Origin of the sequence: Citricoccus sp. NR2 (genome assembly GCF_027594385.1) — a bacterium.
In the GTDB taxonomy this organism is placed as follows: Bacteria; Actinomycetota; Actinomycetes; order Actinomycetales; family Micrococcaceae; genus CmP2.
The window spans coordinates 298037-309888 of the sequence record NZ_CP115154.1; the positions used below are offsets into that span (position 1 = coordinate 298037).

Here is an 11852-nt window from a genome sequence, read left to right on the forward strand (position 1 = left end):
CTCACGTTTCTGCTGCTACCACTCAGTATTCACCGGAGTCAGGCTGGTTCAGTACTGCAGACCCTTCTCGTCGTAGATCTGACCAATCGGGGTGCTCTTCTCCGCTTGGAACGCATCTTCGGCGCGACCAAAGGCCCAGTACGCGGACAGGGACAGCCGCGCACGCTCGACGCCGCGCTCATCGGTGAGGTACCTGCGCAGCCCCTTCATCACTTCCCGCTCGCCGTGGATGAAGGTCTGCACGACGCCATCGCGCCAGGGAGTGTTGCGCACCGCCTGTCCCAGCCGTGAGGTATCGGGAGTGAATGCTCCACCGCGGTGATGCCAGATGATCTCTACGCCGGCCGGAGCGATCAGGTCCCATTCGTCGTCGGCGGTGGCGACCTCGATGTGGGCCACACCCACGGCGTCGTCGCTCATGGCTTCCAGTGCCGCGGCGATGGCTGGAAGCGCGGCTTCATCGCCGGCCAGCAGATGCCAATCAGCATCGGGGTCCGGATGGTATTTTCCGCCGGGGCCACCGAACTGCACCTGCTCCCCAACCTGAACGCGGGCTGCCCACGGACCGGCTACGCCGTCGTCGCCGTGCAGGACAAAATCGACGGTCAGGGTGCCAGCTTCGGTATCCACCGAACGCACAGTGTAGGTGCGGCGCACGGGCAGCTGCTCCTTGGGCAGTTCGGCACGCAACGCGTCCAAGTCGAAGGGCGGCGTCAAGCCCAGCGAGGGGTCCGGCGGCAACAGCAGCTTGATGTACTTGTCGGTGGCATCAATGTTCTGGAACGTCTCGAATCCGGGACCACCGAAGGTCAGGCGCTGGAAGTGCTCATTCATGCGCTCGGTCGCGACAACGTCCATCACCACTTGCGGCTTCCGCTTCCGCGTGACAGCGGGGGTTGGGGATGCTGATTCGGTCACAAAGACCTCCTCGTCTCGTCGGAGAATCTGCGCCACAGTGACGGCGCCGGTCATCTCCACAATAAATCACTCGGAAATTGGAGATTGCAGTAAGGCTTCCCTCTCGACATAATGAGGCTGTCCTCACCACGGCTTCATTGCCGGGTGTTCATCACCAAGCAGGTTGCAGGTTCCCATGACACGACACTCCCGCCTCGAGCACCCCGAGTCCTTGTCCGTGCGCGTGCGCACGATGACCGCCGAAGACCACCAGTCTGCCGAGACCGTTTCCTTCATCACCCAGCTGATGAGCGGAAAACGTTCGGTGCGCGACTACGCCCTGCTGGTCAGCCAATACTTCTACATTTACAACGCCCTCGACGATGCTGCTGACCAGTTGCGGGCGACTACCGAGGTCCCCGGGGTGGCTGACCTGCTGGATCCGCGACTGGACCGCCGGGCTGCGATTCGCGCCGATCTGGATGCACTACTGCCTGCCGCTGGTTTGAACCGAGAGCCAGTGGAGCTCTCGTCTACCGCCGAGTACGCCCAGCGCCTGCGCGAGGTGGCGAACGATCCGGCACGGCTGACCGCACACCACTACCTGCGCTACCTCGGTGACCTGTCCGGCGGGTTGGCGATCGCCCGTCTGGTCCAGCGTCACTATGAGGTCAGCGACGACCAGCTGAACATGTACACCTTCGCGTCGATCGAGAAGCCAAAGCTGTATAAGGATGCCTACCGGGATCAGCTCGATGCCCTGGGCCTCACGCCCGCACAGCAGGATGAGTTCATCGCCGAGGCCAATCGCGGATTCACCTACAACAAGGCGGTCTTCGAAGAGCTCGGTACCTACTCGGATTCACTGGCTCCGGCCGGATTCTGAGCCCAGGGTTCCTCGGTTCTCGTTCCGATCAGTCAGCCTCGATGATGGTGACGTCGGCGTCGCGGCGGGTGTCGCGGGCGCCGATGACCTCTCCTGCGTCGTAGTCGATTTCTAGCGCCTGGACGGAACCGAACACGGCATCGGCACGGGTGGTCACCTGGGTGTCCCAGCCGTTGTTGCGGATGAGGTCGGCGACCTCGGAGCTGGGTTCGGATTCCAGGGCGAGCACACCGTTTTGCAGGCTGTGCCGCGGACCGGCGACGGCTTCCTCGAGCGAAGCGCCCTGCAGCGCCCACGGCACCAACACAGCGGTGAGAATGTTCGGAATCTGGCGCCCGCCGGGGGTGCCGATGCCCAGTACGGGGCGGTTTTCGGCGTCGAGCAGCATCGACGGCGCCGACCAACTCACGGATTTTCGACCCGGCTCTGGCTGATTGTTCGGGGTATCGATGGCATTGAATCGGCTGAGCTGATCGTTGAGGAAGAACCCGCCGACGTTCTCGGAGGCGGAACCGCCCCAGAAGCTGGTTAGCGTGTTCGTCATCGACGCCATCATCCCGGTGTCATCGACCACGGTGAGGTGCGTCGTGTTGCCCGGTTCCACAGGGTCGCGTTCTTCCGACGAGGTGCTGGACGTGCGGAGGCTCGCGTTCTGCGCCAGGGACTGATTGGCCTCGGCGTCGACCAACTCGTCGACGGGGACGTCCACGAAATCCGGGTCGCCGAAGTGCTCGCTCACCGAGGCATCGGCGACGAGCCAGGCACGCGAGAGCGCGTCAATGTAGTCGGCACTGCCGGGCTGCGCACTGGCGGCGTCGAGGCCCTCGCTGACCTGGAGCTGCTGAATGACGGCGGCACCGGGCAGCGGTGGGGCGGCCGAGAGTACCTCGTACTCCCCCACCGTCCCACTCACCGGGGTAGTGCGTTCCGGCTCATAGTTATCCAGGGTGGCGGCGTCGAGCCCATCGACGTGGGTGAGTTGCTCCGAGAGCTCACCGGTGTAGAACGATTCGGCCCCCTGTTCTGCGAGCCTGCTCAGAGTCTGGGCGAGCTCGGGTTGGATGAGGGTGTCGCCTTCGGCGAGTGGCTGGCCGGCGTCGTCGTGAAACGCATCGAGCCCCTGGATGGAGGCGGGCCCAAAATCACTGCGTAGCCGCTGGGCGAGCAATTCGGTGACGGTCGATCCCTCAGCAGCGAGTTCCTGGGCCGGGGTGATCAGGTCCGACCATTCGAGGCTGCCGTGCTCTTCGTGGAGCGCGGCCATGCCGGCCACCATGCCGGGAACGCCGGTGCCGGAGGCTGGTATCTCGCCGTTTTCGGCCACCACCTCTCGGTAGTCCCAGGCTTCCGGGTCATGCTCCGGGCCGGCAATGAGGGCTGCTCCACCGCCGCCCATCCCGGAGGCGTAGGGTTCCACCACGCCGATGGCGAAGGCGGCGGCGATGGCGGCATCCACGGCATTGCCGCCGGATTCCAGCACGGTGATCCCGGCCGCCACGGCGTCGGGATGGGCCGCGGCCACACCCTCCTGGTTCAGCACGGAGGCGGCCTCGGGTGAGGCGGTGGTCGGGGTGTCCGTGGGACTAGGCGCCGCGGTACCGGATGCGGCGGGATCCGTGGTGTCGGAAGGTCTCGGCTCCGGTTCGGTGGAGGCACAGGCGGTGGCGACCAGGGCCAGACCAGCCAGCGTCAGCCAGGCGGGCCCGGTTCGGGTGGCAAAGCTCATCGGGCAGGATCCTTCTGCATTCGCGGACAGGCTCGACAAACGGTAACACGCCGAGCAGAACATTCCGAGGTGCGGCGGCTAGACTTCCCTCTGCACCTAGACCTCGACCCTCGACGAGCCTGCGATGACCCCACCTGACCCAGATCCAACCGAGCCCGCCCGCTCCGCCTCCGCCGCGGGAGGCGCCAGTACGGTGGGCGGGCGGCCAACGCGCCGCCGTATGGTGGGACTGGACGCGGCTCGCGCGCTGGCCATTATCGGCATGCTTGCGGTGAACGTGGGGCCGGACCTCAATGACGGGGTGGCCGGGCTGATCTACGAGCTGCCGCGGGGACGAGCCTCGCTGTTGTTCATGATCCTGGCCGGAATCGGGATCTCCCTGATGACGCGCGCCGCACGAACCGAAAGGGCGCCACTGCCCTGGCGGACACTCCTCTGGCGTGCCGTGCTGTTGCTGGGTCTAGGCCTGGGGTTGCAGCTGCTGGACCACGAGGTGAGCGTGATCTTGGCGTGCTATGGGGTGCTGTTTCTCATCGGGCTGCCGCTGGCGCGGGCGCCGGGATGGCTGCTGGTGATGATCACCGTGGTGATGCTGGCGCTCGGGCCCGTGCTGTGGATTCAACTGCAGGTGTGGACCGGGGTGACCTACGATTTCAATCCGGCCGCGCTGACGGATGCCCCGGGGCCGCTACTGCACAAGATCTTCTTCTCCGGTGCCTACCCGGTGGTGGTGTGGGTGGTGCCGTTTGTGTTCGGCATGGCGCTGGGCCGGGTCGATCTCAGACGGCGACGCACGCAGTGGACGCTGCTAGCCGGCGGTGCGGCTACTGCCGTGATCGGGTTCGCGGTGTCCCGGCTGCTCATCGGGATGTTCGGCCAACCAGGCGAAGACCCGGGGCTGGACCGGCTGTGGAGCGCCGTTGATCATTCACAGATGCCGTTGTGGCTGATTTCTGGCTCGGGTTCCGCCGTCGCCGTCATGAGCTTGTGCCTTCTGCTGGAGGAACCGCTGCGCCGCTGGGGCGCGGCACTGGTGTCGGCAGGGCGGCTCTCGCTGACACTGTATGTGCTGCATCTGGTGTTGCTCGCCGTACTCGTGCGGCCCGGGCCTGACACCCTGGCCGGCGGGTACGCGGTGACCGTGACCATGTCGCTCGGACTGATCCTCGGGGCTCACCTGTGGTGGAGGCGCTGGGGCGTGGGCCCACTGGAGCGGCTGCTGACGTGGCCGCCGCTACGCCGTCGCTCATGAGGCACCGGACACAGGGATTGTGACCCGACTCACGTTGTGTATCATGGATCAACGAACCGACCGCTCGGTCAGTAAGTCATCCAGTACTCGCACACCTTTTGGGGAGACGTCATGACCACATCCGTGGCACCACAGGCCGGCACGAACCGCCGCACACGCGAAGAGAAGAAGGTCCTCGCCGGCACGCTCGTCGGCACCACCATCGAGTGGTACGACTTCTTCATTTACGCCCAGGCGGCAGCATTCGTGCTGGCTCCGCTGTTCTTCACACCGCTCGGCGCTGACAATGCAGCGCTGGCGCAGATTGTCTCGTGGGCTTCGCTGGGCATCAGCTTCCTGTTCCGCCCGCTCGGGGCGATCATCGCCGGGCACCTCGGCGACAAGCACGGCCGCAAGGTGGCTCTGGTTCTCACCCTCGTGGGCATGGGCGTGGCCACCGCACTGATCGGCCTGTTGCCGACCTACGCTCAGATCGGCATCTGGGCACCGATCCTGCTGATTCTGCTGCGCATTGTGCAGGGCTTCTCTGCCGGCGGCGAGTGGGGCGGTGCGGCACTGATGTCGGTGGAGCACGCACCCCGCGACAAGCGCGGCCTGTTTGGCGCGTACCCGCAGATCGGCGTGCCGTTGGGTATGCTGCTGGCGACCAGCTTCATGTTCATTCTCACCACCTCGATGTCGGAGGAAGCGTTCCTGACCTGGGGCTGGCGGATCCCGTTCCTGTCGTCGGTGGTGCTGATCGTCGTCGGGTATCTCATTCGTCGCTCCGTGGACGAGTCCCCGGTGTTCAAGGAGATGCAGAACCTCAAGAAGGAAGCCTCCGCCCCGCTGGGCGACCTGTTCAAGGGGCACACCAAAAACGTGGTGCTGGCGATGATGATTTTCGCCGGCAACAACGCGGTGGGCTACATGGTGATCGCGTTCTTCGCCGCCTACGGTGCCAATGTGCTGGGCTTCAGCCGCCCGGAGACCCTGGTGGCGTCGCTCATCGGCGGTTTCGGCTGGCTGGTATTCACGATGTTCGGCGGCTGGATTTCGGACAAAATCGGACGCAAAGTCACCTTCACGATCGGTTACGGCATCTTGATCGTGTGGGTGATCCCGATGTGGTGGCTGATTGACTCCGGCGTGCTATGGCTGTTCACCCTGGCCATCGTGGTCGTGACCATCGGCCTGGGGCCCTCCTATGGCCCTCAGTCGGCCCTGTATGCGGAGATGTTCCCGGCCAAGGTGCGCTACTCGGGGGCTTCTATCGGCTACGCCTTCGGTTCGATTATCGGCGGCGCGTTCGCCCCGATGATCGCGGAGTTGCTGCTGGGCAACACCGGGATGTCCTGGACTATCGGCCTCTACTTGGCCGGGGTCTGCACGATCTCGCTTATCGGAGTGTTGCTGGTGCCGAAATCCGTGGAGAAATCGGACCTGCACCCGGAGGCTCGGGTGGACGCGGTCCGCTGATCGCTCAGCGTCCGCCCATCACCCCGCACTGCACGGCGCCGCTTCTCGAGCTCCTGGTTCGAGGGCGGCGCCGTTACGTTGCTCAGCGCCTCTCGGCGATGCGCTGCAGCAGCGGGGCGGTGCGATAGGGCTGCAGCTCCTGTAACGCCACCGAGGTGGACGTGCGCACCACGCCGGGCACCGCCACGATCTCATTGGTCACCCGGTACAGATCAGCCGGGTCCTTGGCGACCACACGCAGGCGCAGATCGGCATCGCCGGTGGCCGCATGTATTTCCACCACCTCGGGAATCGCACTGAGCCCTTCACGGGCGACGACGTCGCGCCCCTGCTGCACCGAGACCCCCAGAAAAGCGGTGAGGCCGTAGCCGAGCGCTTCCGGGTTCACCCGGCGGGCAAACGAGGTGATCGCACCTTGCTCCTCGAGCCGCCTCAGCCGGGCCTGCACGGTGTTGCGGGCAATCTGCAATCGCTGTGCGAGAGCGACTACGGTGGCGTGCGGGTCGTCATTGAGCGCGAGCAGCAGTCGGGCGTCGAGGGCATCCACCATGGTGACACCGGTCCTTTCGCGACGGACGCACCAGGACGAACATCACCCGGGTGCGCATATTGTCATAGTTTTCGCGATGAAGAATACGTTCTGCTCAGATTATCGCATCGATATTGTGCGACCTGGCCAGCCTGACGCACAGTGTGATCATGACGATCACCATCGATTCCGCCCGCGCCCAGCACTCCGTCGACGAACCGGCCGCCCAGCCCACCGTGGCCATGGCGATTGCGGCAGTGATTCGCGAGCGCACCGACCACCTCTTCGGGCTGATGGGCAACGGCAACGCCCACGTGATCTCCGAGCTCACCCACTCCGGGTTCCCCTACACCTCGGCACGCCACGAGGTGGCGACGGTGACCATGGCGGATGCGTATTTCCGGGCCAGCGGGAAGATCGCTGCTGCCACCACCACCTACGGCGCCGGCTTCACCAACGCACTCACCGGTCTGGCCGAGGCGCGACTGGCCCGGATTCCGCTGGTGTTACTGGTGGGCGACCGCCCCAGTAGCGGGGCGCGGTTCTTCGACATCGACCAGACCCTGGTGTGTGAGGGGCTCGACGTCGAGGTCATCACGGTCAACGAGACCGAGGTGACCGCCCAAGCGCACCGGGCCTTTGATCGCGCCGAACAGACGCAGTCCCCGGTGGTACTGGCACTGCCCTATGACCTGGCGACCGCGCCGGTCGAACCCGCCGACAGCGACGCCATCGACTCGGCTGCCCCGGAACAGGCAGGGCAAGCTGGGCGAACCATTGAGGCGCCCGCCCTCACCGAATCACAGCGCGCCGGACTCTCCGAGGCTGCGGAGCTGCTGCGTGCGGCACGCCGTCCGCTGATCCTCTCCGGCCGCGGCGTGGTGCTCTCCCACACCGGTAACACTCTGGAACAGGTGGGCGACCACCTGGGCGCGCTCTACATGAACTCCTTCACCGCCTGCAATGTGGTCGACTCCCCCTGGAACCTCGGCATCGCCGGGGGATTCACCCGCCGCCACCGTCTCGAAGTGGCACGCCAGGCCGACGTCGTCGTGGTGGCCGGCGCCTCGATGAACACTTTCCAACTGCGTTACGGCACCCTGTTCGCCGCTGATGCTACCGTGATCCGGCTCGAGTCCGACCCGCACGCGCCCGCCCCCGCCCTGGAGAATCCGCTACACACGGTGCACGGGGACCTGGCCGCGTTGGCGCCAGCGCTGCTCGACCTGGTCGCTGCGACTCCGACCCCGGAGAACACCTGGCGCGATGAGGTAGCGTTCGTGACCACCCCCGAATTCGGCGCGCTAGCACCCGTGGAGGACACCACGGAGCTGGGTCCGGACGGGCGGCTCAATCCGCGTGTCGTGTTTGCCGAGTTGGAGCACGTGCTGCCGCAGCGCCGCTCCCTGGTGATGGACGGCGGACATTTCCTCGGCTGGGCGCCCATGTACCTTTCGGTACCGGATCCGCGCGGCCTCGTCGCGGTGGGCACCGCCTTCCAGTCCATCGGCCTGGGATTCGGCTCGGCCGGCGGGGTCACCATGGCTCGGCCCGACCACACCACCGTGATGATCACCGGCGACGGCGGCGGGCTGATGGCCCTGGCCGACCTGGAGACCGTGATCCGCACCGCGCGGGCCGCAGGCACCCGGGCGATCGTCGTCGCCGTCAACGATGCTGCTTATGGTGCCGAGTTGCACCAGTACGCCGTCAAGGGGCTGGACGATGAAGCCATGCTGATCGACGACGTCGACTTCTCCGCACTCGGCCGGGCCCTGGGTGCCGACGGGATGCGCATGCACCGCCTGGCGGACCTGCAGCGACTGCGCGAGTGGATCGACACCCACGAGACCGGCGTGTTCGTGCTGGATGTGCCGGTGTCGCAGAGTTTCGTGGCGGAGTACATGCGGGAGTCGGTGTTCGGACCCAACGCCTGAGCCGGGCTCGTTCTTGCGCGCGGAGGCGCCGATCCATACCCGTTTAGGCACAATACCCAGCACCCCTGGACGCCACGCGCGGGCTCACCTTAGGTTGAGCACCAGTGCCGCCCCGTTCCCTCGAGCGGGCCTGACGCGGTATCCTCGTCAGCAGAGACTTAGTGACCGATTGGTCAGTTTTTACCTGAGCATCGGTCGCTGATGACCGCACCCGTTCCTTGAGGAGTCTAAAGATCATGACCGCATTCGTTCCCTCCGCCGCACCGGCAGCGTTCCTGGTCGGCGGCAAGCGCACCCCAGTCGGCCGCTACGGCGGCGCCCTGAGCTCTGTGCGCCCCGATGACCTGGCGGCGCTGACCATCAAACAGGTGGTCACCGACGCCGGCATCAACCCCGCTGACGTGGATGAGGTGATCCTCGGCAACGCCAACGGCGCCGGAGAGGAGAACCGCAATGTGGCGCGCATGGCCTGGCTACTCGCCGGGTTCGACGACACGGTTCCAGGCATCACCGTGAACCGCCTCTGCGCCTCGGGCATGTCCGCCATCACCATGGCCTCGCAGATGATCAAGGCGGGCGAGGCCGACCTGGTGCTCGCCGGTGGCGTGGAATCCATGTCGCGGGCCCCTTGGGTGATGGAGAAGCCGCGCACCCCCTTCGCCAAGCCCGGCGAGGTGTTCGATACCTCTATCGGGTGGCGTTTTGTGAACCCGAAGTTCACCTCCGGGGAGCTCTCCCGCGACGGCAAAGCCACCTTCTCGATGCCGGAGACCGCCGAAGAAGTCGCCCGGGTGGACGGGATCACCCGCGAGGAAGCAGACGCGTTCGCCGTCGAATCACAGCGTCGCGCGGCCGAGGCCGTGGCAGCAGGACGCTTCGCCGCCGAGATCGTGCCGGTGGAGATCACCGACCGCAAGGGCAACGTGACGATCGTCGACACCGATGAGGGCCCACGCCCCGACACCACCCTGGAGTCGCTGGCTAAGCTGCGGCCAGTGGTGCGCGGCGGCGAGGTCGTGACCGCGGGCAATGCCTCCTCGCTCAACGACGGCGCCTCGGCTGTGTTGGTCGCCTCCGAACGCGCCATCGAGAAATACGGGCTCACCCCGCGGGCGCGCGTGGTCACCGGCGCCTCCGCCGGACTGGCACCCGAGATCATGGGGCTGGGCCCGGTCCCCGCCACCGAGAAGGTGTTGGCCCGTGCCGGCTGGTCCGTGGACGATCTGGGGTCCGTGGAGATCAACGAGGCCTTCGCCACCCAGTCCATCGCCTCGATCCGCCGGCTGGGCCTGGACCCAGAGATCGTGAACAACGACGGCGGTGCCATCGCCCTGGGCCACCCGCTGGGCTCCTCCGGTGCGCGCATCGTGATCACCCTGCTGGGCCGCATGGAACGCGAGGGAACCGACAAGGGACTGGCCACCATGTGCATTGGCGTCGGTCAGGGCGCCGCCCTACTCGTGGAGCGGGTGTGATGAACGTGACCGAGCTGAACCAGGACTTCACCGCACTGCGGGTGCTGCTCGATGACGCACGCCCCGACCGCGTCGTCGTGCGCATGGACCGCCCGGCGGTGCGCAACGCCATTGACGAGACCATGGTGTCCGAATTCCACGCGCTGGCCGACTGGTTGGAGCGCGAGCCGCGCATGCTGATCATTACCGGGACCGAGATGGAACACCCGAAAACCGGGAAGCGCCAGGGGATTTTCGCCTCGGGCGCCGACATCGGCCAGCTGCGGGAACGCCGACGCGACGACGCGCTGCGCGGGGTGAACTCGCAACTGTTCGACCGGCTGCACCGACTGCCGATGCCGGTGATCGCGGCCATCGACGGGTACGCCCTGGGCGGCGGGGCCGAGCTGGCCTACGCCGCCGACTTCCGCCTGGCCACCCCGCACCTGAAACTCGGGCAGCCGGAGACCGGGCTCGGCATCACCGCTGCGGCCGGGGCCATGTGGCGGCTCAAAGAGCTCGTCGGGGAACCAGTGGCCCTGGAGCTGTTGCTCGCCGGGCGCATTCTCACGGCGGAGGAAGCCCTGGACTTGCGCCTCGTCTCGGAATTGCACGCCCCGGAGGAGCTGCTCGACGCCGCCCACGGGCTCGCCGACCGCATCGGCGCCCAGGATCCGCTGGCGGTGCGGTTGACCAAGCGGGTGTTCCACCTGCCGCGGGAGGCCCACCCTCACGTGGACGAAATAGCTCAGGCCATCGCGTTCGAGTCTGATGCCAAATTCGAGCGGATGGACGCGTTCCTCGCGAAGAAGTCCGCTCGTTCTACCGACTCAGGAGAGACCCGATGACCATCAAAACATCTGGCACTGTTCCCGCCCAGGTGGGGGTGCTGGGCGGCGGGCGTATGGGCGCCGGCATCGCCCATGCATTCCTGATCTCCGGCGCCAGCGTCGTCGTCGTGGAACGCGACGATGCTTCGGCAACCGCAGCGCGAGAGCGCATTGAGCGCGATGTGGCGAAGTCCCTCGAGCGCCAGGTCATCACGGGCTCGGCCGAGGAGTGGCTGAACCGGCTCACCGTGTCTCTGCACCACGCCGACTTTGGGGCGTGTGAGCTAGTGATCGAGGCGGTGCCGGAGGACTTTGACCTCAAGGTGTCCTCGCTGACCGAGGTGGAATCGCACCTGGCTGACACCGCGTGGCTGGCGTCGAACACCTCGTCGCTGTCCATCGACAGGATCGCCGCTCGCCTGCGCCGCCCGGAGCGATTCTGCGGCCTGCACTTCTTCAATCCGGTTCCTGCCTCGAAGCTGGTGGAGATCGTCAACGGCGAGGCCACCGGTGAAGAACTGCGCGGACTGTCGGTGCAGTGGGTGGCGGGGATAGGCAAGACCCCGGTCGTCGTCAATGATGCACCGGGTTTCGCCTCTTCACGCCTGGGGGTGGCTCTGGGCCTGGAGGCGATCCGCATGGTGGAAGAAGGCGTGGCTGCGCCGGAAGACATCGACAACGCGATGGTGCTCGGATATAAGCACCCGGTGGGGCCACTGGCGCTCACCGACATCGTGGGACTGGACGTGCGGCTGGGCATCGCCGAGTACTTGGCCGGTGAGCTGGGCGAGCGTTTCGCCCCACCGCAGCTGATGCGCGACATGGTGGTCCGCGGCGAACTCGGCCGGAAATCGGGCCAGGGGTTCTACCGCTACGAGTGATC

The 11852-nt window shown here is 66.3% G+C and carries 10 protein-coding genes; 7 read left to right on the forward strand and 3 right to left on the reverse strand.

The genetic code is table 11. The features are described from left to right. Positions 1 to 48: 48 nt before the first annotated feature. Positions 49 to 918 (reverse strand): siderophore-interacting protein, encoded by an 870-nt coding sequence (locus O1A05_RS01415; RefSeq protein WP_333481995.1) that lies wholly within the window; start codon positions 916 to 918, stop codon positions 49 to 51. A 175-nt stretch (positions 919 to 1093) separates the two neighbouring features. Here O1A05_RS01415 and O1A05_RS01420 point away from each other — a divergent pair, with 175 nt between their 5' ends. Further along, positions 1094 to 1783 (forward strand): biliverdin-producing heme oxygenase, encoded by a 690-nt coding sequence (locus tag O1A05_RS01420; RefSeq protein ID WP_270106323.1) that lies wholly within the window; start codon positions 1094 to 1096, stop codon positions 1781 to 1783. A gap of 28 nt (positions 1784 to 1811) precedes the next feature. Here O1A05_RS01420 and O1A05_RS01425 read toward each other — a convergent pair whose 3' ends face one another. Further along, on the reverse strand, positions 1812 to 3509 hold the full coding sequence (locus tag O1A05_RS01425) for a gamma-glutamyltransferase (protein WP_270106324.1): 1698 nt from the start codon (positions 3507 to 3509) through the stop codon (positions 1812 to 1814). A 124-nt stretch (positions 3510 to 3633) separates the two neighbouring features. On the opposite strand from O1A05_RS01425, the gene O1A05_RS01430 reads away from it, so the two are divergent. Together O1A05_RS01430 and O1A05_RS01435 are read left to right on the forward strand one after the other, a co-directional pair. After that, positions 3634 to 4761 carry an acyltransferase family protein gene (locus tag O1A05_RS01430; protein ID WP_270106325.1) on the forward strand — a complete coding sequence of 376 codons (1128 nt, stop codon included), beginning with the start codon at positions 3634 to 3636 and terminating at the stop codon, positions 4759 to 4761. 111 nt (positions 4762 to 4872) lie between these two features. Beyond that, the gene (locus tag O1A05_RS01435; protein WP_270106326.1) at positions 4873 to 6219 is read left to right on the forward strand and encodes an MFS transporter; all 1347 of its coding nucleotides are present in this window, start codon (positions 4873 to 4875) and stop codon (positions 6217 to 6219) included. 82 nt (positions 6220 to 6301) lie between these two features. Here O1A05_RS01435 and O1A05_RS01440 read toward each other — a convergent pair whose 3' ends face one another. After that, the gene (locus O1A05_RS01440) at positions 6302 to 6769 is read right to left on the reverse strand and encodes an Lrp/AsnC family transcriptional regulator (protein WP_270106327.1); all 468 of its coding nucleotides are present in this window, start codon (positions 6767 to 6769) and stop codon (positions 6302 to 6304) included. A gap of 149 nt (positions 6770 to 6918) precedes the next feature. On the opposite strand from O1A05_RS01440, the gene O1A05_RS01445 reads away from it, so the two are divergent. The 4 genes from O1A05_RS01445 (at position 6919) to O1A05_RS01460 (ending at position 11850) form a co-directional block, all read left to right on the forward strand. Further along, complete coding sequence (locus O1A05_RS01445; protein ID WP_270106328.1) at positions 6919 to 8685, forward strand: thiamine pyrophosphate-binding protein; 1767 nt, start codon at positions 6919 to 6921, stop codon at positions 8683 to 8685. A gap of 236 nt (positions 8686 to 8921) precedes the next feature. Then, positions 8922 to 10160 carry a thiolase family protein gene (locus tag O1A05_RS01450; RefSeq protein ID WP_270106329.1) on the forward strand — a complete coding sequence of 413 codons (1239 nt, stop codon included), beginning with the start codon at positions 8922 to 8924 and terminating at the stop codon, positions 10158 to 10160. Then, on the forward strand, positions 10160 to 10987 hold the full coding sequence (locus O1A05_RS01455; RefSeq protein ID WP_270106330.1) for an enoyl-CoA hydratase/isomerase family protein: 828 nt from the start codon (positions 10160 to 10162) through the stop codon (positions 10985 to 10987). Before O1A05_RS01450 ends, O1A05_RS01455 begins: the two co-directional genes overlap by 1 nt. Continuing rightward, on the forward strand, positions 10984 to 11850 hold the full coding sequence (locus O1A05_RS01460) for a 3-hydroxyacyl-CoA dehydrogenase family protein (protein ID WP_270106331.1): 867 nt from the start codon (positions 10984 to 10986) through the stop codon (positions 11848 to 11850). Before O1A05_RS01455 ends, O1A05_RS01460 begins: the two co-directional genes overlap by 4 nt. Positions 11851 to 11852 lie beyond the last annotated feature (2 nt).

Coding starts and splice junctions, on each gene's coding strand:
- O1A05_RS01420 (WP_270106323.1), top strand. CDS start 1,094: ATGACACGACACTCCCGCCTCGAGCACCCCGAGTCCTTGTCCGTGCGC.
- O1A05_RS01425 (WP_270106324.1), bottom strand. CDS start 3,509: ATGAGCTTTGCCACCCGAACCGGGCCCGCCTGGCTGACGCTGGCTGGT.
- O1A05_RS01430 (WP_270106325.1), top strand. CDS start 3,634: ATGACCCCACCTGACCCAGATCCAACCGAGCCCGCCCGCTCCGCCTCC.
- O1A05_RS01435 (WP_270106326.1), top strand. CDS start 4,873: ATGACCACATCCGTGGCACCACAGGCCGGCACGAACCGCCGCACACGC.
- O1A05_RS01440 (WP_270106327.1), bottom strand. CDS start 6,769: ATGGTGGATGCCCTCGACGCCCGACTGCTGCTCGCGCTCAATGACGAC.
- O1A05_RS01445 (WP_270106328.1), top strand. CDS start 6,919: ATGACGATCACCATCGATTCCGCCCGCGCCCAGCACTCCGTCGACGAA.
- O1A05_RS01450 (WP_270106329.1), top strand. CDS start 8,922: ATGACCGCATTCGTTCCCTCCGCCGCACCGGCAGCGTTCCTGGTCGGC.
- O1A05_RS01455 (WP_270106330.1), top strand. CDS start 10,160: ATGAACGTGACCGAGCTGAACCAGGACTTCACCGCACTGCGGGTGCTG.
- O1A05_RS01460 (WP_270106331.1), top strand. CDS start 10,984: ATGACCATCAAAACATCTGGCACTGTTCCCGCCCAGGTGGGGGTGCTG.